This window comes from Paraburkholderia sp. MM5384-R2 (assembly GCF_014201025.1).
Classification (GTDB): Bacteria; Pseudomonadota; Gammaproteobacteria; order Burkholderiales; family Burkholderiaceae; genus Paraburkholderia; species Paraburkholderia tuberum.
Genome location: NZ_JACHDI010000041.1, coordinates 20,203 through 40,932, shown reverse-complemented (window position 1 = coordinate 40,932; position 20,730 = coordinate 20,203). Strand labels below are relative to the sequence as shown.

At 60.1% G+C, this 20,730-nt stretch carries 21 protein-coding genes and 2 pseudogenes; 12 read left to right on the top strand and 11 right to left on the bottom strand.

Annotated elements, in window-relative coordinates:
- Positions 1–268: 268 nt before the first annotated feature.
- The 11 genes and pseudogenes from HDG37_RS35750 to HDG37_RS39840 form a co-directional block, all read right to left on the bottom strand.
- Entirely contained in the window at positions 269–520 is a 252-nt protein-coding gene (locus HDG37_RS35750; RefSeq protein ID WP_184055895.1) for a hypothetical protein, read from the bottom strand.
- A gap of 593 nt (positions 521–1,113) precedes the next feature.
- Positions 1,114–1,881, bottom strand: a complete 768-nt coding sequence (locus tag HDG37_RS35745; protein ID WP_184055893.1) for an enoyl-CoA hydratase/isomerase family protein — start codon at positions 1,879–1,881, stop codon at positions 1,114–1,116.
- 149 nt (positions 1,882–2,030) lie between these two features.
- Positions 2,031–2,897, bottom strand: coding sequence for a TauD/TfdA family dioxygenase (locus tag HDG37_RS35740; protein ID WP_184055891.1), 867 nt, complete (start codon positions 2,895–2,897; stop codon positions 2,031–2,033).
- A 92-nt stretch (positions 2,898–2,989) separates the two neighbouring features.
- Positions 2,990–3,784 (bottom strand): enoyl-CoA hydratase/isomerase family protein, encoded by a 795-nt coding sequence (locus tag HDG37_RS35735; protein WP_221312261.1) that lies wholly within the window; start codon positions 3,782–3,784, stop codon positions 2,990–2,992.
- Positions 3,785–4,105: 321 nt separating this feature from the next.
- A pseudogene (locus HDG37_RS35730) lies at positions 4,106–4,525 on the bottom strand (IS6 family transposase); the annotation flags it as partial.
- Positions 4,526–4,621: 96 nt separating this feature from the next.
- Entirely contained in the window at positions 4,622–6,178 is a 1,557-nt protein-coding gene (gene tnpC / locus HDG37_RS35725; protein ID WP_184055889.1) for an IS66 family transposase, read from the bottom strand.
- A gap of 30 nt (positions 6,179–6,208) precedes the next feature.
- On the bottom strand, positions 6,209–6,559 hold the full coding sequence (gene tnpB, locus HDG37_RS35720; protein ID WP_184055887.1) for an IS66 family insertion sequence element accessory protein TnpB: 351 nt from the start codon (positions 6,557–6,559) through the stop codon (positions 6,209–6,211).
- Entirely contained in the window at positions 6,535–7,077 is a 543-nt protein-coding gene (locus HDG37_RS35715; protein ID WP_184055885.1) for a transposase, read from the bottom strand. Before HDG37_RS35715 ends, tnpB begins: the two co-directional genes overlap by 25 nt.
- 342 nt (positions 7,078–7,419) lie before the next feature.
- Positions 7,420–7,929 (bottom strand): alpha/beta hydrolase, encoded by a 510-nt coding sequence (locus HDG37_RS35710; protein ID WP_260335227.1) that lies wholly within the window; start codon positions 7,927–7,929, stop codon positions 7,420–7,422.
- 727 nt (positions 7,930–8,656) lie between these two features.
- Positions 8,657–8,899, bottom strand: a complete 243-nt coding sequence (locus HDG37_RS35705) for a hypothetical protein (RefSeq protein WP_184055883.1) — start codon at positions 8,897–8,899, stop codon at positions 8,657–8,659.
- Positions 8,900–9,088: 189 nt separating this feature from the next.
- Positions 9,089–9,218, bottom strand: a pseudogene (locus HDG37_RS39840) (IS3 family transposase); the annotation flags it as partial.
- A 246-nt stretch (positions 9,219–9,464) separates the two neighbouring features.
- On the opposite strand from HDG37_RS39840, the gene HDG37_RS35700 reads away from it, so the two are divergent.
- From HDG37_RS35700 to HDG37_RS35645, 12 genes are all read left to right on the top strand, one after another.
- The gene (locus HDG37_RS35700) at positions 9,465–9,743 is read left to right on the top strand and encodes a hypothetical protein (protein WP_184055881.1); all 279 of its coding nucleotides are present in this window, start codon (positions 9,465–9,467) and stop codon (positions 9,741–9,743) included.
- 112 nt (positions 9,744–9,855) lie between these two features.
- Positions 9,856–12,117 (top strand): phage tail sheath C-terminal domain-containing protein, encoded by a 2,262-nt coding sequence (locus HDG37_RS39835; RefSeq protein WP_260335225.1) that lies wholly within the window; start codon positions 9,856–9,858, stop codon positions 12,115–12,117.
- A 46-nt stretch (positions 12,118–12,163) separates the two neighbouring features.
- Complete coding sequence (locus HDG37_RS35690; RefSeq protein ID WP_184055879.1) at positions 12,164–12,691, top strand: phage tail protein; 528 nt, start codon at positions 12,164–12,166, stop codon at positions 12,689–12,691.
- A 49-nt stretch (positions 12,692–12,740) separates the two neighbouring features.
- Positions 12,741–13,463, top strand: coding sequence for a hypothetical protein (locus HDG37_RS35685; RefSeq protein ID WP_184055877.1), 723 nt, complete (start codon positions 12,741–12,743; stop codon positions 13,461–13,463).
- A 742-nt stretch (positions 13,464–14,205) separates the two neighbouring features.
- Positions 14,206–15,459 carry a DUF4255 domain-containing protein gene (locus HDG37_RS35680; RefSeq protein WP_184055875.1) on the top strand — a complete coding sequence of 418 codons (1,254 nt, stop codon included), beginning with the start codon at positions 14,206–14,208 and terminating at the stop codon, positions 15,457–15,459.
- Positions 15,456–17,423: an ATP-binding protein gene (locus HDG37_RS35675; protein ID WP_184055873.1), complete on the top strand. Its 1,968-nt coding sequence runs from the start codon at positions 15,456–15,458 to the stop codon at positions 17,421–17,423. Before HDG37_RS35680 ends, HDG37_RS35675 begins: the two co-directional genes overlap by 4 nt.
- Entirely contained in the window at positions 17,420–17,773 is a 354-nt protein-coding gene (locus HDG37_RS35670) for a hypothetical protein (protein ID WP_184055871.1), read from the top strand. Before HDG37_RS35675 ends, HDG37_RS35670 begins: the two co-directional genes overlap by 4 nt.
- The gene (locus HDG37_RS35665; RefSeq protein WP_260335224.1) at positions 17,739–18,368 is read left to right on the top strand and encodes a hypothetical protein; all 630 of its coding nucleotides are present in this window, start codon (positions 17,739–17,741) and stop codon (positions 18,366–18,368) included. The genes HDG37_RS35670 and HDG37_RS35665 overlap by 35 nt, the downstream gene beginning before the upstream one ends.
- Positions 18,369–18,378: 10 nt before the next feature.
- On the top strand, positions 18,379–18,750 hold the full coding sequence (locus HDG37_RS35660; RefSeq protein ID WP_184055869.1) for a LysM domain-containing protein: 372 nt from the start codon (positions 18,379–18,381) through the stop codon (positions 18,748–18,750).
- Positions 18,743–19,879, top strand: a complete 1,137-nt coding sequence (locus HDG37_RS35655; RefSeq protein WP_184055867.1) for a hypothetical protein — start codon at positions 18,743–18,745, stop codon at positions 19,877–19,879. The genes HDG37_RS35660 and HDG37_RS35655 overlap by 8 nt, the downstream gene beginning before the upstream one ends.
- Positions 19,857–20,408 (top strand): phage baseplate assembly protein V, encoded by a 552-nt coding sequence (locus tag HDG37_RS35650; protein WP_260335223.1) that lies wholly within the window; start codon positions 19,857–19,859, stop codon positions 20,406–20,408. Before HDG37_RS35655 ends, HDG37_RS35650 begins: the two co-directional genes overlap by 23 nt.
- Positions 20,408–20,725 (top strand): hypothetical protein, encoded by a 318-nt coding sequence (locus tag HDG37_RS35645; protein WP_184055865.1) that lies wholly within the window; start codon positions 20,408–20,410, stop codon positions 20,723–20,725. Before HDG37_RS35650 ends, HDG37_RS35645 begins: the two co-directional genes overlap by 1 nt.
- Positions 20,726–20,730 lie beyond the last annotated feature (5 nt).

Genomic DNA, 20,730 nt, shown 5'->3' with positions numbered 1-20,730 from the left:
ACTCGGGATTTGTCGGATCACCCATCGGCACTTTTTGGTATACGAAAGCACCATCCTTCTTCATGACATATGAAGGTGATTGGCAGGATGCCGCTATCATTGATTTGTTCTTCGGGCACGCGTTTTCTGTGGATAAACAGACCGCGAAAAGCGCAACAGCCAAACTGCGTGTGACAGGACATAAATATTTCGTACAGTACCCTGTGTTCTTTCGCATTTGTGGTTCCGGTTGGTATCACGCAATTTAGCAAGCCATTACGACCGTTCGTTATCGCATAAATTTCCCGGACAGACCTTCAGCATGAAGATCGATGTCTTGCGAATTGGCAAACTTGTCTATTGAATGCCATCGCCTTGTTCCGTCTGGCAGTCCATAGTAAAGGTCGCTGTATTTCGGTTCGTCGTCCGTTATCGCAGAAACCTTAGAACCCTTAGCTTTCCACGCAATTGCCACCAGCGTTTTCTGTCCGTCGGCGGACACCTTCAGCACACGAATCCATGCTGGATGGTCGCCAAGCATCGATGAATTGTCCGACTGTACGTCATCTTCAGTCGAGTTGCGGGGAGAGCAGCCAACGAGCACGATCCTTTTGGTTCGTCCTGAAGCATCGAGTTGCTCCTAGCGCTGTACATTGTTTCCAAGAAGTCTGAATCGCACTGTGGGGATGTGTGAGTTTGCCCTGAAATATTCGGCAATCACCCAATCGCCTGCAGTAGAGACGATCGGGATATCCCAGCGGCGATCGTAACGATAGCCTTCGTTGAGATGCGACAGAATGGTGCACGGGACCGTGACACCCGTGAAATAGTACCGCGCAGGTTTGTAAGCGTTCGTCTCCGATCGTACGGAATTTTCCGGATTCATATCCAAGCCTAGCTGCGTTGGCTCGATCGTAAGAGATAACGACCTATTTCCATTGACCTCCGCATAATAAGCCGAGTGTGATGAATTAACGATTTCCGGCGACGGCATCGCTCCGATCGGTACTCCAAGAAGGGTAGTGATCACGACGCAGACCAACATTCCGGCAGATGTTCTCAAGCTACGGTAGAAATTTTTGGGAGACACGGATATCGGCTACTAATATATTTGATGGGGGCCGCTATTTATGGTCAGTGCGGAACGACTTCTCGTCCACTCCCCTCACGTAACCTCAGCTGTTTGTGCATTTCCCGCGCTATAGGTAGGCACCGCTGGAGTTCGTCCTTCATTCTCCTCGACGCAATTCTCTTGGTATATTCGAACACAATATGATCATACGAAGAAAGTCGATCGGCCCAATGAAGTGCCGAATCCAGCAGTTCGCCTTGCTTAACGACGTGGTTAATCAGATTGTGCTCGAGCGCGGTCAAGGCGCCGATTTCCCGGCAGCCATATACGAGTTCTCTCGTGACGCTTCCGGATGTCACTTCGCGTAGGATCGTGGCCCCGATCGCGCATCCCACCCCGTCGACCAGCCCGGGCTCTGAAAATTTTGCCCCATAGGAAGCGATACGGATATCGCAGAGAAGTGCAAGCTGCAATCCTTGTCCGCAGGCGTGCCCGGAGATCGCTGCGATGACGGGCTTTTTGCATTGCAATACCGCAAGATAGAGCTCGACGATACTGTCGAGCCACCCGTCAACATCATTGGCGCTTTGCACGCTTCGAACTTCATTCCGATCGCCTCCGGAGCAAAACGCGCCTTCCGGTGGTCCAGACAAGACGACGGCTGATATAGCAGGATCTGCTTGAACGGTGCTGATATCGAAGAGAGTTTGCCGTCTGGCACTCGCATCTAGATAGTTCTCCCGTGAATGTCCGCCGAGTGTGATCTGTGCAACGGAAGCCGGATATTTGCTTGCGGACCCAATTTCATCCGGTTTTAATATATCGATCATGAAGTGACTCGTTGAATCCGGTACTCTATGGAGTAATCAAAGTGCCGGAGTATCGCATTGGAATTTCACGCCCGTTGCCGTATCTCGCGAAATGACAGCTTGCGTGCTCACATGCAAAAAAGCTCACAAACTCGCTGTGCGGTAGGCTACTAGCCTATAGCGATGTCCCGTACTGGACCGGACATGGCAACTTCTGTAGTCTGTCCGCGCCAGAGAGTACGTTCCGCAGCGGCGCCATCGAACTCTTCCCGCTCGTGAATGCTGCGACGATTGTCCGAGATCAGCAGGTCGCCCTTCTTCCAGTAATGGGTATAGGTGTAACGAGAGTTCTTGAAGAAGCGCGAAAGTTCGTTGAAGAATTTTTTTGTCTCGCTGCTAGTGAAGCCAACAATGCGGGACTCCCAGCTCGCCGGCTGACCTTCATCGAACGGAAAATAGATCAGCATCTTTTTGACCCATCCGAGATCAGTGAATACCGGGACCCTAAACCAGCCGTCGGGAGAGACATCGGCGTAGTAGCCACGCTCGGTAACGCGGACCTCGAAAGCCTCATTCTCGAGGATTTCGAGAAGATGGCGAGGCATCTCCTTACATGCCAGAACATGGTCGGTCATCAGGGTAGCGCCGCGGAACTTGATATTGTTGATCCGCGCGCCGTAAAGAAAAACAATATCTACTTGGCTTAACAATAAGCCGCCGTCCGCGTGAAACGGAAGCTGTCCACGGCCTGTTACGATCTTCTTTTTGTCCCCGTCGAGTTCGAGTGTGTCCTTGTAACCGTACCCCACCTTCTCTCGTTCATTGACGTACGCGACGATGTTCCCGAATTTCGAGTAGACTTTCAGAAAATCTCGCTTTTCCAGATCTAATCCTCGCACGAGAGCAAAACCCTTTTGCTTAAGGATATCCTTGATAATCTCCGGGTCAGTGCTCAGAAACGCATGCTTGTTAAATTCCGTGCCGAATCCGGTAGGCAATAACGACTCGGCCTCATAGAGGGGAAGAATTTCACTCATGTAATACTCCGACTGATGAATAAACAATGAGAAGTCGTGCTTTCGCTCCTAAGCTGCGGGTAGATGCGATCGCGGGATCTCGAGGAAGATATTTATGTATCGATCGATGGTGTCAATACGTGCCCGTGATGGTGGCTGTTGCGGAGAATCCGGTCGAAATGCGCATGGGGACTGCGCGATGAGAAAGCGGCTCTGTGAACCTCTTTGGAGGACTGCGCTGAGCGCATCAGAACCTCCTCCATGCTACTTACGATCGTATGCTTTGTGGCTCGATAGGGAATTTCAGGATATTCCGCTAAAGCGTTTGCTCGAGAAATCGCTTGCTCAAGCAGGCAGTCAGCATCGACAAGCTCATTGATAATTCCGTAGCGGGCGGCCTTTTCTGCAGGGATACTGTCGCACGCAAATACAATTTCCTGCATGGTCGTGAACCCAATCGCATGCTGGAGAATAGCGACTCCAACAGAACACCCAATCCCGTGCTTTAATTCTGGCATGCGGAACTCCGCGGTTGAGGCTGCCACCCGCCAGTCGAACATCATCGAAAACTGGAATCCCATTCCGATCGCGTAACCATCAATCGCTGCGACAGTGGGTTTGTGAACGCGGAGTACACTCAAATATAGATCGGTAACGCGATCGATCCATTTGTCGACATCTTCCCCACCGCGCAACTCCCGGACTTCATTGAAGTCACCGCCGGCGCTAAATGATCGGTTGGGGCCACCGGTCACCACAATCGCTTTTACAGCGGCGTCAGTATCAGCGTTGGCAAGAGCGCGCTTTATACTGTTCTCGAGATCTTCGCTAAAAGGATTGCTCCTGTTTTGATGGTTCAGTGTTATTACTCGGATACACCCGACATTTTTTTCGATGACCAGTGACATTTGTGAGTTCAGTGCTAACGGAGACGTTATTAGGTAGTAGTACGGTGTTTTTACAAATGCCAAAATCGTTTCATATTTGAGATATCTGTGCTCGATATAGCATCCGAAATGCATGCGGCTTGAAACGCGAAGAGTAAAAGATGGGTAATTTGAACCGATTTATTTTCGAGATAGTCCTATCAGAATGAATAGGTTGAAAAGAAATATCTGTATGGTATAGAGGAGTTGTCAGATCGGAGGGGTGCTCCACGCCCAGGTATGAATCAGAGGGTTCTGTCGCGATAACAATCGCAGCTTGAGAAAAAGCTGATATGGGACTACTCACGCTGCCAAAGAATAGAATTGCTCGGCTGCAGTCGAGGCGACGCCGTCGTCACACATCTGCCCCTTGCGGATCATGTGCGCGATCTCTATGCCAGACAGGATGATGCGCGCACAGCGGAATTCCTTGAACCCCATCATCGGTTAGATGATGCGTTTAATGGCATGGTGATCCTGCTCGACGACGTTGTTGAGGTATTTGTTTTGCCGGACCTTGATCGGCGTTAAACGCACGGCATTGAGCGCTTCAAGCGCAGCCAGGTTGGCGCCGCTCCTGTCCACGGTAATTGTCTCGGGCTCGCCGTTCTGCTCAATCGCCTTCTCGAAGTAGCGGCGAGCTGCAGCCTTATCGCGATGGGCGCGCAGCAGGAAATCGACAGTGTTGCCCGCCTTGTCGACGGCACGGTACAAGTATTTCCAGTGTATGCGGTCCATCAAGGACGCCCCTCAGAGTGAGGGACCAGAAGCATGATATTTTGTTAGCGACGCTAATCAACGGAGTTCGACGGGCATCTTTCAGGGAAGAAGCGCGTCATAGTCGTCGACGGTTTTTGCTAGCGGCAGCTTCGTGAAGAGCCAGGTCAGGTATCGATACGGGTCGATCTGGTTCGCCTTTGCCGTTTCGACCAGGGTATAGAGATTCGCACTTGCGTGGGCACCATCAACGGTGTCTGCGAAGAGCCATGAACGGCGGCCCAGGCAGAATGGGCGAATCGAATTTTCGCAGGGGTTATTCGATATCGGCCAGCTGCCATTTTCGACGTAGCGAGTGAGCTTCGGCCATTGCCCGTGCAGGTAGTTCAACGCCTTCCCAAGCAGACTATTGGGTAGAACACCGGACAGCTTTTCGAGCATCAGCTTCTGGATCACATCGAGCACCCGTGCGCTGTACCGCTGTCGCAAGCGGTGCCGTCGCCCGGCGGTCCAAGTTTCGCTGCGCGCCTCAGCCGCGAACAACTTCCCGATTAACCTGATGAAGCGCGTGGCGAGTAGGTCCGGCGTGCGTGCCGCTTTGGGTACGTTGTCCTCCGCTTTGACGAAGTACCGTCTCGCGTGGACCATGCACCCAAGGTGGACGAGCTGGTAGCGCTGCGCGATGGCGTTGTAGGGTTCGTAACCGTCGGTCATCAGGACCGTGCCTTCGCGAATGCCGGCGAACAGCTTGTCGGCCAACTTGCCGCCACGTCCAGGCGTATAGGTGAAGCATCGTATCGGGGGACCCGAGCCGGTCATCTGCGCCCACAGGTAACTCTTCGTCTGCGGGAGACGGCCTTTCTCCTTCAGGACCTGGAACGTTGTCTCGTCGCAGTAGATCAGCCCGGCCTCGAGTAGCGAGTCGCGCATCAGGTTGATCACGGGCTGTGCAGCCAGGCCAACCCGGACCATGCCAGCGGCGACCGTGTTGGACGAGATGTCGCCGCCGAAGCGGCGCAGCAGGCCCGACTGTCGGTAGATCGGCATGCCGAATTGGTATTTGCCGGCCGCTATCCACGCAAGCGCCGATTCGGTGAACAGCCCGCGCGGAATGATCCGCGGCGGCGCTGGCGTCACCTTGATGCCGAGATCGCAGCAAGGGCACGCGTACTTGACGCGCTGGTGCTGGATCACGCGAACCTGTTCCGGAATCACGTCGAGCTGCTCGCTGGTCTCGACACCGATCTCAACAAGAGGATTGCCGTCATGAGCGCAGAAACGTTCTGCTTCGGGAAGTTCGTGACGGCGGACCTCGCGCGGCAAATTGGGATCAAGCGGCTTGCGGTGGCCACGCTTCTTGCGCGCGTGCGCGGTGACCTTCATTTCCGGGATATCTTCCTGCGCGGGTGTGGTGTTCGCGCCGAGGGCCTCGGCTTCATTGAACAGACCTGGCTGATCCGAGGCGCGTGCTTCGCTCTTCGCACCGAACAGTTCGCGACGATAGGCCCGTAGCCGTTCCTCGGCAAGGTCGCGCTCGGCCTTCATCAGACGCAACTCAACGCGCAGCGTATCGTGAGCCTGCTGAAGTTCGTTCAATGCCTCGCGTGCAGCGAGTAACGCTGTCAGTTCTTCGGCAGTGGTGGCGACCGTGAGCGGCATACTGCTTAGATTGATATGCCGCTCCGATGTTCAGCCTACTTGAGCATAATGTCGCTTCGGATGTTTGCGTACCGCATTGAGGTCAACGCCTTCGAGAAGCCAGTGCAACTGCTCGACGGTGAGCGTGACGACTGCCGTCCCGTCCGGCCAGATGAAATGGTCAGCCTCGAGTCGTTTTAAAAAAAGCCAGAACCCGTTGTGCTGCCAGCCCAGGATTTTTATCCGGTCACGACGCCGGTTGCCGAACACGTACAGCGCCGGATTCATCGGGTTCAGACGCATCGCCTGTTCGACGAGAATCGACAGGCTGTTGATCCCCATCCGGAAGTCGACGGGTTCGCGATGCAGATAAACCTTCAGCCCTTCGTCGAACCGGAACACGGCATCCTCCCCAGCATCTGGACCACGGCCGTCAGTTCGTCGATGCTCGCTTCGCCGAGGTCGAACTCGACGCCGTTAGACAGCCGCACGTGTAATGCGACCGCCATCGACGAACTTGAGGACGATGGTGCAGCAGGGACAGACAACGGTACCGGCGGTGCCGCAACAACCGGCACGAACGCCGACGGCGCAGATTCGGGCGGCACATTGCGCATGGCTGTGCCGGGGGTGTCGATGGCCATGACGTCAACCATTCCGATCGTGCGCGGCGCTTCGGATTCAACAGCGTGGCTGTCCTGCGCCCCGGACGACTCAGCGCTTTCCCGCTCCATCAGATACTTCGTAATCCACTTGCGCAGCAAGTTGGCGTTGATTCCATGCTCCTGCGCCAGGCGTGCAACCGACATGCCCGGCTGCAACGCGGCCTCGATCAACGCGCGCTTACCGTTCTCGTCGTAGCGACGACGTCCGTCGCGGCTTCGTCGAACTACTCTTAACTCTGAGTCTTTGGTAGCCATCTGTCCGAGCGCGCACGGGATATTCTGGCGGAGCTAAGTGCGCAGACGTAGGCCGGTTCGAATCTCGTAAGCGACCGCATTAATGCCGAGCAGGCGCGATGTCACCATTCGGTTACGTCCCGCAATTGGAGTCTCCCAACCGTCGGAGGCCACCCCGTTGGGCAGAGCTCTGCTAGAGACGAGCGCAAGATTTCACTAAACATAGGATTCCGAATTAAAATTTTGATCTTTTCTTTTATGTCAAATCAATGAGGCAGTCGGCACAATCTGTAGTGGTCCCTCGCTGTCCTCGGCCACGCCGGCGCCACTTCACCCGGCGCGAAGCCACGCAAGGATCTGCTTCTAGTCGTCCTGACTCATGGCCTCGAACCAGTCGTCATGATCGGCCGTCGGTAATTGGAGAATCCGGGCGTGCTCGTGTTCGCTCGCGAACCGGCGTGCATGCGCGACGGGAATCAACGTGTCCTGCTGCGCACCGACGATGACGACCGACCCGTCGTAGCGCGACAGCGCGGCGACCGAATCGAAGGGATCGTGCAGCAGCCAGCGCACCGGAAAAAGCCGGTATTTCTCCGCGGCGACATCGGCGAGCGAGTCCCACGGCGTGATAAGCGCGACGCCCGCTATCGCCGCCTCGTTGCCTTTCGCCACTTGCGACGCCATGCCGGCGCCCAACGATTCGCCGACCAGAAAGACCGGCCCGCCCCACTGAGCGAGCGTTCCCTCCAGGGCTTCGCGCGAAGCCGCCACCGCCGCCTTCATCGTGCGTGCGCCCGAACGGTTGCCGTGTCCCGGATACTCGACGATGACGACGCGATATCCATTGCGCACGAAGACATCAGCGAGTGGCAGCTAGGTCTGTGCCGACTCGCCGTTACCGTGATAGACGATAAACGTGCCGCGCGCCCGCTTTCCGGCCGGCGTCACGACATAACCCGCGTATTCGCCGTGCGTCTTCAAGACGGCGAGAGAGTGAACCAAACCGTGGGACGTCTATTTACGCCGCTCGGCGCGCACTCGGCGAGTTTGCAGCTGCGGAAGTCTTGGTCAACACGGCGAGTTTCTCAACCGAAAATTCTTCGTTGAGAACAGCAACTCTGACCTGTGCCAGACAGTGCGCTCCCTCGTCCGTCCATCGCCTTCTGCGCCCAAGGCGATTTCAGCTCCGCAAGGTCGCGCGCCGCCTTGCGGCTCTTGGGGCTGCTGCTGAAGCTCAGCCACGCCGAGTCGACGCTCACGCAGCCGACGGTGCTCGATTCGCGAACCTGCTCTCCGCTGACCGCTTTTGGTCCAGACGCGATATCGCGCTTGATCTGCGCGTCCAGTGCGCTGCCGACGGCAAGTACTACCGAAGGAAATCCCTTGGTCCAGCGGAAGGACCTCTCGAAGCAGCTCAGTGGCCTGACGGTAGGGTAGATGGGCGGCCCACCTGGCCTGCAAGTACTCCAATTCCGGCGTCACACGGTGGTGAACGGCCTCGCACAGCGGGCTGAAAGAGCGGCGCGGCTGCCCTTGCTTTGCCGCACAGCTGCACGCCCACAGCCTCGGACTCGGCACGTCGACCTTGCCGCACGATCGATCAGGCGTCCTTGTGCGCCAGAATCGAGCCACAACGATGGCGAGCCATTTGGCTCTCCATCCACCCGGCAGTCTGCTCCGGCACAAGAAACGAGTGAACCTCGGCAAGCAACGCACGACCTTCGGCAAGTGTGAGTCCCAGGTCGGCGAGGCTGGGGTCTTTTCGTTCCACCACATCAACAATCGTCGCATCAGTCGCACGCGCTTCCCCACCCTCTAGGTGGGCCTCGATGATCAGTCGCATAGCAACTCCGATCGGTTGGCAACATCGCCAGCGTAGCTGAAACGGCCAGCATGCCGGGCGGGCTCGCTGAGCTCTTTTCGTCGGAACTTCGCAGATTCCAAGCGCCTTATCCGATCGAGTACGACGAATTCACGCCATGACGGTGGTCAAGTCGACGGAAATGGCCTCCCACGGTTTGGTTCACTCTCTCGCCACGCGGTGGGCCAGTACCTTTCGGCTGGCCCAGTCCACCACGGCGGTCAGATACACGAAGCCGCGTGCCATCGGGAGGATAGCTCGTATCCAGTGCCCAGACCTGGTTTGCCCGATTGATCGTCATGCCGCAGGACAAATCGACGAGTCGCCAGGACATTTTTGTCCGGGGCTGCCACATCCACGTGACCATGCGGTTTGGTCGTCGCCGATCGCTCTCGCCGGTAGGACAAAAATATCCACTACGTATGAATCAGCAGCGCGAATTCTGGTGAAACACGGAGTGAGCAGCGAGCGCCCGCCTGGCACCGTCCTTGCGTTTTCTTCCCGCATGAACGAAGCCGGGCGTCCTACAGGTGATGGAGAAGAATGGGTGCTCGACCTGGTACGGCGACTTGCTCGTCATCTTCGCGACAACCCGTTCGCAGGAGATACCAAGGAGGGCATCACGCAATGGTGGCTTGGTCTCACACCCGCATCCGTCGATCTGGTCGAACAGTTGCTCGCTTCGCTTCAGGCGGCTGGCCTGATCGAATCGGTGCGCGGTCTCGACGGCCTCGTGCATTACCGGCGCACCTCACCCGATGCCAGCACCAACGCGCAGTTCGACAGGCTGATCGCCAATCCGGCCAATCCGCAGCGGGACCGTTAGGTGAAACCGCCAGGTTCATGCCCAATTCGTTCTTCACCACTGCCGCCGCAACAGGCCATCCGCGCCCGTGGCGCTCCGATGTTTCTTCCTCAACGTCAGCAAGGTGACCCCTATGGTGATGTCCTATACCTACCCCGGCGTGTACGTACAGGAATTGCAGAGTTCGTCCCATCCGATCACCGGGGTGCCGACTTCCATCGCGGCATTCGTTGGCTACACCAAGAGCGGTATCGACAATCGCGCGCAGGCAATTTTCAGCTTCGGCGACTTTGAACGCCTATACGGCGGCCTGGCTTCGAATTGCGAGCTCAGCTATGCGGTGCAGCAGTTCTTCCAGAACGGCGGAGCGCAAGCTTACGTCGTCCGGACGCCGGCCACATCGATGGGTGCGTCGGCCGCCAACGTCGCCTTCCAGGACTTCAGCTTGGAAGCGCTGAGCAGCAGCGCCGCGGCGAACGGCAACCTGCTGATCGACATCGACTACATCGGGCTGACGCCGGGAGGCAGCGCTTCTGCCGATCCGAAGATGTTCAATCTGACGGTGACCGACCTCGCCGGCGGGACCTCGGAATATTTCCCCTCGGTCACCTACGACAACACCAAGAGCAACTGGGTTCAAACGGTAGTCGACGATCCCGACAACGGATCGCAACTGATCAAGATGGACACGCCAACGGCCGCGCAGCTGACGGCCATTACCGGTCTCGCCAGCATCGCACAGACCGGCCTGGTTGGAACCGCCATCACACCCTACTCCGTCGCCGCCACGATCGGTGGCACCACCACGGCCACGGGCACGGCCACGCTCAATGCGAACAGCGCGGACGTCACGGGAACAGGGACCCAGTTCACGAGTGAACTGAAGTTCGGGCAGTGGATCACCTTCGGTTCGGACGCGACGGCTACGCCCTACCGGATTCTCGCTATTGGGTCGGATACCAGCCTGACGCTCACACAAAACTATACCGGCGCCAATATTGCCGGCTCGACCATCGTCGTCGCCAACCTGGCAGTGACAAAAGATTTCGGTCTGGTATTGACCACCACGCAGCCCCCTGTCGTGCCGGCCGGGCTGCCGGTTACGGTAAAGGTGATCGCGAAGAACAGCCAGCTGCCGGCAACCTTGAGCGGTCTCGCCGCGCAACTGCAGCAGGCCATCAATGCAGTGCTCGCGGTGCAGATGCCTGGCGCCACGGTGCAGGTCAGCGTGACCCAGTTGCCGGGCACGTCCGCGACGCAGGCCCTGCGCATCAATGCGCTGTTGCCGGGTAACCCGGACGCGGTGATCAGCATCGGCGATCCGTCTGCCACCTCGAACCTGAACGCGCTTACAGCCACACTGGGGCTCGGAGCCGCTGCCAACGTTGCGCACTATGCGTTGGGAACCGGTAACAACGTCTGGGGGCAGCAGACGTCGTCCGGCAAAGGCTCCGACGGCACAGGGCTGCCCGCCGCCGCCGACATCATCGGCGACCAGGCTACGTTCACCGGCCTCTATGCGCTGCAAAAGGTCGACCTGTTCAACCTTTTGTGCATACCGGATGCGACGCGCGCCAACGCCAGCGACCCGGCAGCGCCGGACCCCAACGTCAATTCGAATGCGATCTACAGCGCTGCCATTGCGCTGTGTGATCTGCGCCGGGCCTTCCTGCTGATCGACTCGCCGCCAAATGTGACCACCGTGGCCGGCGCCGTGGACTGGAAAAGCGAACAGCTGGCAGTGGTCGATCCCAATGGCGCCGCATTCTTCCCGCGGCTGCGTCTGTCCGACCCCTTGAACAACTACCAGTTGCGCACCTTCGCACCCTGCGGCGTGGTGGCGGGCGTGTATGCGACCACCGACGGCAGCCGTGGCGTATGGAAAGCACCGGCGGGCACTGCGGCTACGCTCAACGGCGTACAAACGATGGTCTACAAGCTGAGCGATGCCGAGAACGGCGTGCTCAATCCGCTCGGCCTGAACTGTTTCCGCAACTTCCCCGTGTACGGCTCGGTGCTTTGGGGTGCGCGTACGCTGGTTGGAGCGGACGCGATGACGAACCAGTGGAAGTACGTGCCGGTGCGGCGTACCGCGTTGTTCATCGAGGAAAGCCTTTACCGCGGTACGCAATGGGTGGTGTTCGAACCCAACGACGAGCCGCTGTGGGCGTCCATACGGCTGAACGTTGGTTCGTTCATGCAAAACCTGTTTCTCAAGGGCGCTTTCCAGGGAAGCACCCCGACGCAGGCGTATTTCGTCAAGTGCGACAGCGAGACCACCACGCAGAACGACATCGACACCGGCATCGTCAACATCTTGGTCGGTTTCGCACCACTCAAGCCGGCGGAGTTCGTGGTGATCCAGATCGAGCAGATAACCGCACAATCCTCGTGAACGTCTGCACTCGCGCGACCCTTACCTTCTCCGGCGGAGATAAGCCATGCCCGAATTTACCGTCAATCCTCAGCGTTTCGATCCATACAAGAACTTCAAATTCAGGCTGAAGTGGGACGGCCACTATGTCGCGGGCATCAGCAAGGTCTCGGCGCTCAAACGCACCACCGAAGTGGTCAAGCATCGCGAAGGCGGCGACCCGAGCACCAGCCGCAAGTCGCCTGGGCGTAGCGAGTTCGAGGCAATCACGCTGGAACGCGGTGTCACGCACGACCTTGACTTTGAAATGTGGGCCGCCAAGGTCTGGCAAGTGGGGGCCACGCTCGGCAGTGAAGTGTCGCTCGCCGATTTCCGCAAGGACGTGATCCTCGACTTCTACAACGAAGCCGGGCAGTTGGCGATCAGCTACAAGATTTATCGCGCATGGGTCTCCGAATATCAGGCGCTGCCCGATCTCGATGCCAACGCAAACGCTGTCGCGATTCAGCATATCAAGCTGGAAAACGAGGGTTGGGAGCGCGATACGTCGGTGACCGAACCGACCCAACCGAGCTTCAATTCTAACGCAGCCTGAGCGTCCGCCGATCGCCAGGCCAACCATGTCCGCGACAGCTCAAACGTCCATGCGCGCCCTCTCCGGCGAACGGCTGCTTGAAGCCTGGGAGCAGGGCCGAAGCGAGCCCGCCGTGCTGCGTGCGATCGCTTTGCTCGCCGCAGCGCTGCCGGAGTGCGGTCGCCCTCAGTTGCTGCATCTGTCCATTGCCGAGCGCAATCGCCTTCTATTGCAACTGCGCCGGATCAGTTTCGGGCCCGTGCTCGGCGGCTACGCCGCTTGCACACGATGCAGTGCGGCGATGGAATTCAGCCTCCACGTGGATGCGGCGCTGGAGAGCCTCGACGACATGGCGACGCCGGCATCGGTTGCATGGCTCGAAGGCGGCCTTTCCCTGAACCTGCGCCAGGCGAACACCACGGACCTGCTTGCATTGATGCACGCGTCCGGTGATGAACCGGCCGAAACGCTGCTGCTGTCCCGCTGCCTGGGTTTCGAACGCGGTTGTGATGCCGCCATCGAACCCGCGTGCTTGCCGTCGGTACGTGAGCATTTTGAGCAGTTGCATGCGGGCAGCGAGTTGCGCTGCGCGCTTTGTTGCCCGCAATGTGCGCATGAGGAAACGTGGGACCTGGACGTGGCGCACTTTGTATGGACCGAAGCACGCCACGCCGCACAACGTCTATTGACGGATATCCACACGCTGGCGCTGCATTACGGCTGGAGCGAGTCCGCCATCGCGGCAATGAGCCAGCCGCGCCGTGACGCCTATCTGGAGTTGCTCGACGCATGAACACTCTGCTGCAACGACTGGTTGGCCGCGCACGGGGTGGCCCCGGGGCCGCCGCCTTGCGGATCGAACCTCTGCTGTCACCGCGCTATGCCATGGCGCATGGCGCGGGTGGCGCAGCGCATCCGCACGAAATTCATGAGGGAGCGATCGAGCCGCCTCGTGTCCGGCCGGCAACGTTCGAAGCGGCGCCCACCAGCACGATGCCGCCACGCGAGGCCGTGCAAGGTCCTGAGCCGGCTTGCACAGTGGCCATTGCGCCTGCCGGCGCCCCTGTTGTCACGCTCGAAGCCCGGCACGCAAGCGCCGGGGCTGTGAGCACGAACCTGCCCGCTCCCGCGCAGAGGGAGGTGTCTCCCTCTGCCGCGGTGCGGGAGGCGTCTGAAAGCGCCTCCCTGCGGCTTCACGATTCCATCCCTCACACGCCCACTGAACCGTTACCGGTGAGCCCTGTCATCGAGCATGACAGGGTCGCCGCACGTGCGGAAGACGCTCCGGATGGATCGATACACATAGCCGCCATGCGACCCTGCAAGCCATCCCGTTTAACGCCGACGACGGATGCAGCACACCCTCCGCCTGTTACGAGCGATGCACTAGCGGCGCGGGATAGCAGCACGCAGACAATTACCCTTTCCATCGGTCATGTCGAAGTGCGCAGCGCGCCCGCCGCGGCACGGCAGCCTGCGTTCCGTCCAGGCGTCAGCCTCGACGCGTTCCTCCGGCGACGCGGGAACGACGAACGATGAGCAGCTACCTGGCCGTCGGTGGCGTCAGCGCCGTCCTGCGTCATCTCCTTACCAGCGCCCTGCCGAGCGGTGGCCCGGGCGCCCTGCTCGGCACCGGACCAGGCATCACCGCGTACGCGCCCGACCGGGTGCCGGTCGGGGCGGAAGAACAGCCGCAACTCAATATCTTCATGTACTACGCGAGTCTCAATGCCGCGCTGCGCAACGAGGGGCTTCCGTCGCGCAACGCTCAGGGTGCGCAGATCAGCAATCCGCCGTTGGCGCTCAACCTGCACTATCTGATCACCGCCTATGGCAATAACCAGTTCGATCCGGAGATCCTGCTGGCATGGGCGATGAAAATCATGCACGACACACCGGTGGTGCCGCGCAAGACCATCGCCGATGCCTTCAATGAACTGCTCAGTCCCGTGACCACGGAAGGAACGTTGATCAGCGGCAGCATGCTGGCCAACCAGATCGAGCATATCCGCATCACGCCTGAAACGCTGACAACGGAAGAGATCTACCGGCTCTGGACCGCGTTCCAGACCAGCTATCGGCCGACCACATCCTACCAGGTGTCGGTGGTGGTGATTCAGGACACTGAGACCTATGCATCGAACCTGCCCGTGCGCAAGCGCTCGGTGATGGTGCTGCCGCTACAGTCGCCATCGATTGACAACGTGGCGCCCAATCCCATTGCAGCCGGCGCCACGCTCACCGTGCAGGGCAGCAACTTTCTCGGCGACACGCCCAACAGCACACTGGTCTCCTTCGACGGTGCGCCGGGCATTGCCCCCGCCACCGTGCAAGGCAAGGTGCTTCGCGTGGTACTACCGGCGAGCCTGCAGTCCGGCACGCGCTCACTGCGCGTGCAGCGAACCGTTACCTATACGACGTCGCCCACGCCCCATGGGGGTTTCAGTTCGAGCCCGATGCCGTTCCAGTTGATCCCGACGATCACCAACGTCACACCGAGCCCGGCGGCGCAGGGCGGTCCGGTCACGCTGACCCTCTCGCCCGCCGTGGGGAGCATGCAGCAGGCCACGCTGTTTATCGGCGATACTGCGATTCCCATCGACCAGCGCCCAGTCAGCGGCCCGGCAGATTCGAACACGCTGGCGTTTTCGGTTCCCGCCAGCGTCGCGGCCGGCACGTACCCGTTGCGGGTGGAAATCGATGGCGCACAAAGCAAGCTGACGCTGGACTCCTCCAGCGGCAGTCCCACCTATGGCGAGCTGCTGCCGCAATTGCAGGTGACGCCATGAACACCGCCTCACCCCTCTCACCCCTGATGGCGGCACCCGAATCGCTGTCCAATGCGCTTGACCGCGTTTATGGAAGACTACTTGCTGCAGCCGGCTCGGAGCCGCCCGGCACGAATGCGTCGTCGCGCCTTCCCGGCGCAAGCGCAACGACGGACGACGTAGTGCAACGGCTGCAAACAACTTTCAGCCTCAGCGCATTTGAGTGCGATGTGCTGGTGCTGTGCCTCGGGGCGAGCGTCGAGGCACGCTTCCTGTCCGCCTGCGCAGCCGTTCATCGCAATCCGCAAGCCACCTGGCCCACGTTCGGGCTCGCCCTGGCAACACTCGGCGATGCGCACTGGAGCGCCATCAGCCGCTTGCACCCGTTGCGTTACTGGAGCCTGGTCGACATCCTGCGCACGTCCGCCAGCAGCGCGCCTTTGTTGCATGCGCCCCTGCAGATCGATGAACGCATCCTGCTCTATATGCTGGGCGTGCCGGCAGTGGACGAGCGGCTCGAAGCGTTGATACAGCCCATGCCGGCGTCGATGCATCCGGGACTGCGCAATCACAACGTGGCCTGGAATACAGCGCTGGACGAAGCGCTGCGGCACTGGCTCAGCGGCGCCGAGCGTAGCAAGCCGGTGCTGATTTGCGGAGATCGCGCTGCATCGCGTGAAATGGCGTTCGCCGAACTGTGCAGCCGTGCACGGCTGACGCCGCATCAGTTGCAGGCCGCGGACTTGCCCGTTACGCCCGAAGAACGCAAGACGCTTGCACGATTGTGGACCCGCGAATCGGCCCTGCAGAATGCCGCACTCTTCATCCGCTGCGCGGACGACGACAACCTGCAACCGCTTTCGGGGTGGCTGAACCTCGTGCACGCGCCTGTTGCTATCGACGCGTCGCCGGGCTCGGCCGCCGAGCAGTTGCCGGGCATGCGTCTGGATGTGCCCGGGTTGTCGGCTGAAGAACGCAAGATGGCATGGATCGGGCAGTTGGGCGACGTTTCCAGGCAGTTGAACGGCATGCTCGAGCGCATTGTCGACTATTTTCCCTTCGACGAATCCGCCATCCAGTCCGCCGCCGCGATTGCTCTGGAGACGCCATTGAAGGATGGCGATGACATCGGCGCAATCGCGTGGCGGGTTTGCAGACAGCAGGGCAGGCGTTCGCTGGACAATCTGGCACGGCGCATCGAGACGCGCGCGACCTGGTCCGATATGGTCCTGCCCGACGCGCAGACCGAGACCTTGCGGCAGATCGCCGTTCACATGCGCCAGCGCGCCGTGGTGAACCAGCGCTGGGGATTCTATGGACGATACAGCCGGGGCCACGGACTCAGTGCGCTCTTCTCCGGCAGCAGTGGCACCGGCAAGACGATGGCCGCGGAAATCCTCGCGCGCGAACTCGCCCTGGATCTCTATCAGATCGATCTGGCCTCAATGGTTAGCAAGTACATCGGCGAAACCGAAAAGAACCTTCGGCGCGTGTTCGACGCGGCTGAAGAGAGCGGCGCCGTGCTGCTGTTCGACGAGTGCGATGCCCTGTTCGGCAAGCGCAGCGAGGTGCGCGACAGTCACGACCGCTACGCGAACCTCGAAGTCAGTTATCTGTTGCAGCGGATGGACAGTTATCGCGGCGTGGCGATCCTCACCACCAACATGCGTCACGCGCTGGATTCCGCCTTCGTGCGGCGCATCCGATTCATCGTCCAGTTTCCGTTTCCGGACGCGCAGTCGCGCGCACGCATCTGGGAAGGCATCTTCCCCACGATGGCGCCGCTCGATCAGCTCGATTTCGAGCAGCTGTCGCAATTGAACGTATCGGGCGGCGTGATCCGGAACATTGCCACCCATGCTGCATTCCTCGCCGCCGACCAGGACACGCCGATCGGTGCGCGGCACATCCTCGCCGCCTCGCGAATCGAGTACGCAAAGATGGAGAAGCCGCTGACTCTGGCGGAAACAAGGGGATGGTCATGACCGCCTCGCATGCGCGTGGTGCGGCTCTGCCTGCGCCGCCCCGATCCGATTTGCCGCCAAGCTCGCGCAGCGCGCCGGGCGGCGTGCGTATCGGTATCGACATCCAGCGCCTGAGCCTGAACGGCTATACGCAGGTTCAACAGCAACGTTTCGTGCAGGCGCTGGAAGCAACGCTCTCGCGGCTTGCCGAAGACGGGGCCGGGGATGCCTCTCTTTCGTCAAGGCACATCGCGCAGTTGGAACCGTTACGCATGCGCCCCGGCAGCACGCCGGAAGACGCCGCGCGACTGCTCGCGCAGGCCTTGATCGGTGCACTTGCCGAGCGCAAACCGGAGCGCGGCCATGGCTAATATCTCGCCGCTCTTGCGCAAGGGCGCCCTCCTCACGCTCGACCCCACGCTGGGCGTCCCGCTTGGCACCATCATGCTGCAGTACAACCCGGACACGATCACGCGCTCGCTCAAGCCGCAGAGCGTGGGCGACGAACCGGACCGCACCGAAATCCTGCGTCTGAAAGGGCCGCCCATCGAAACGATCAAATGCGAGATCGAAATCGACGCCACCGATCAGCTCGCGGATGGCGACGCCACGGCAGTGGCGCTCGGCATCCAGCCGCAGTTGTCCATGCTGGAACTGCTGCTCTATCCGTCCAGCGGAACGCTGATCCTCAACGAGGTGCTCTCGCTGATCGGCACCATCGAGATCTTGCCCATGGAGTCGGCGCTCACCGTCTTCGCATGGAGCAACCGGCGTGTGACACCGGTGCGCATCACCGACATGGAAATCACCGAGCAGGCTTTTGACCCGCAACTCAATCCGATCCGCGCGAAGGTCTCACTCGGGCTGCGCGTTCTGAGCGTCAATGATGTCGGCTTCCTGACGCCGGCCGGCGCGCTGTACCTCGTTTATCAGACCACCAAGGAAGCCATGGCGCAGATGGCGTAGGGACATGAACATGAACCAAGCACTGGCTTCACTGATTACTTCCGCTGCGGGCACCGGAGCGCCAACGCTCACCTCCAGCCGCTATTACGGTTCGGCTACGTTGACCTATACGCAGCAGGACGGCACCCAGGTGATGTACCTCGCGCGCCGCATCCTGCCGCAAGCGGGCATCTACCAGTCCGTGCAGAGTTATGCGGTGGTGGAAGGCGACCGGCTGGACAATCTGGCGGCGAAGTTCCTTGGCGATCCGCTGTTGTACTGGATGATTTGCGATGCCAACAACAGCACCGACCCCGACGAACTCACCGCGCCGCTGGAGACCGGTCGCAGCATCCTGATACCGCTCTCGTCCGGCATTCCCGCTGGAGCACGCAATGGCTAGCCCGCTTTACCTGACGCTGATGGCTGGACCCGGCGTTGCGTTGCCGGTGCCCAAGCCGTTGATCGATGCACTGGTGTCGGCCGAGGTAAGCGAATCGGCGACGGGGCGCAGCGGCTTCCAGTTGACGTTTACGCTGGCCGACGACTCGATTCTGCAGACTTTCTTCCTGCTCGCCGCTGCCTCGCCAATCCCCCTGCTGCGCGTTGTGCTGATGGCGAATTTTGGCGGACTGCCGCAGGTCGTCGTCGACGGCATCGTGCTGCATCACGAGGTAGTGCCCGACGCAATGAAGGGCTCTTCCAGGCTCGTCGTCACCGGGCAGGATCTTTCCGCTCTGATGGACCTGATCGATTTCTCCGGCCTGCCCTATCCGGGCATGAGTCCGGACGTGCGGGTACTCACCATTCTGGCAAAGTACGCCGCGTTCGGCGTGGTGCCCGACGTGGTGCCCGTGCTGATTCCGGATGTCGAGGTGCCACTCGTGCAGACACCATCGCAGAAAAGCACCGACCTCAACTACATCCAGGAGATGGCGAAAGACTGCGGCTACGTCTTTTACATGATGCCCGGTCCGTTACCCGGTGTGAGCCAGGCGTACTGGGGGCCGCAGATTCGCATAGGCATGCCGCAGCAGTGCCTCAACGTCAATCTCGATACGTGGACCAACGTCGAAAGCCTGAGCTTTCGCTACGAGCCGCAGAACGCAGTGACGCCGGTCGTGTTCTCGCAGGATCAGACCACCAAACTGGTGTTTCCGATTCCCATTCCCTCCGTGACGCCGTTCAATCCGCCCTTGGGGCTGGCCGTGCCGATACCGCAGAAAGTCGAGCAGATGAACGACACGGCGAAGCTGCCGGTCAGCCAGGCGATCATGCAAGGCATGGCGCGCGCGGTGCAGAGCGCCGATGTGGTCACCGGCGAAGGCTCGCTGGACGTGCTGCGCTATGGTCAGATCCTGCGCGCGCGCAGTCTTGTCGGCATGCGCGGCGCGGGCATTGCCTTCGACGGCATGTACTACGTGGACAGCACCACGCACCACCTGAAACCCGGCGAATACAAGCAGAATTTCGTGCTCAAGCGCAACGCGCTGATCGCGAATACGCCCGTTGTTCCTTCCTATCCGTTCTAACTTGAGCCGTCGAGAGGCCATCATGATTAAGCATTACGGCAAATTCCGCGGCACGGTTATCGACAACGTCGATCCGTTGCAGTTGGCCCGGCTGATGGTGCAGGTGCCCGATGTGTCCAACGTACTGCCCTCCACGTGGGCGATGCCGTGCCTCCCGTTCGGCGGCATCCAGTCAGGCATGTTTGTCGCGCCGGCGATCGGTTCGGGCGTCTGGATCGAATTCGAGCAGGGCAATCCGGATTATCCGGTCTGGGTCGGGTGCTTCTGGGGGTCGGCGTCCGAAGTGCCGGCGCTGGCCCTGGCCGGCCCGCCCGGCCTGCAACAGATGGTCATGCAGACCACCTTGCAGAACACGCTGATGATCAGTGACGCCCCTGGACCCACCGGCGGCATCCTGCTGAAAACGACGGCCGGTGCGCTGATCTCGATCACCGAACTGGGCATCACGATCAGCAATGGACAAGGCGCCAGCATCGTGATGACAGGTCCCGCGGTGACCATCAACGAAGGCGCGCTGGAGGTGATCTGATGCCAGGCATGCTCATCCAGCAAGGCGCGGTAGTGATGTGCGCACACGGAGCGCCGGCCATGCCGAGCGTGCCGAATCCGTCGGTGACGCTGGAGGGCATGCCTTCCAGTCTGTTGTCCGCACCGTGGATCGTGACCGGCTGCCCGGCGGCCGCTGCGATGATGCCGCCATGCGTGAGCGCGACGTGGGCGGTCGGCACCACGCGTGTCACCTCATTTGGCCAGCCGTTGCTGGTGCAAAGCGGGGTATCGATCTGCGCGCCCAGCGGCCTGCCACTGCTGCCGGTGATGACCCAGTTGCGCGTCAGCGCGATGTGAGCACG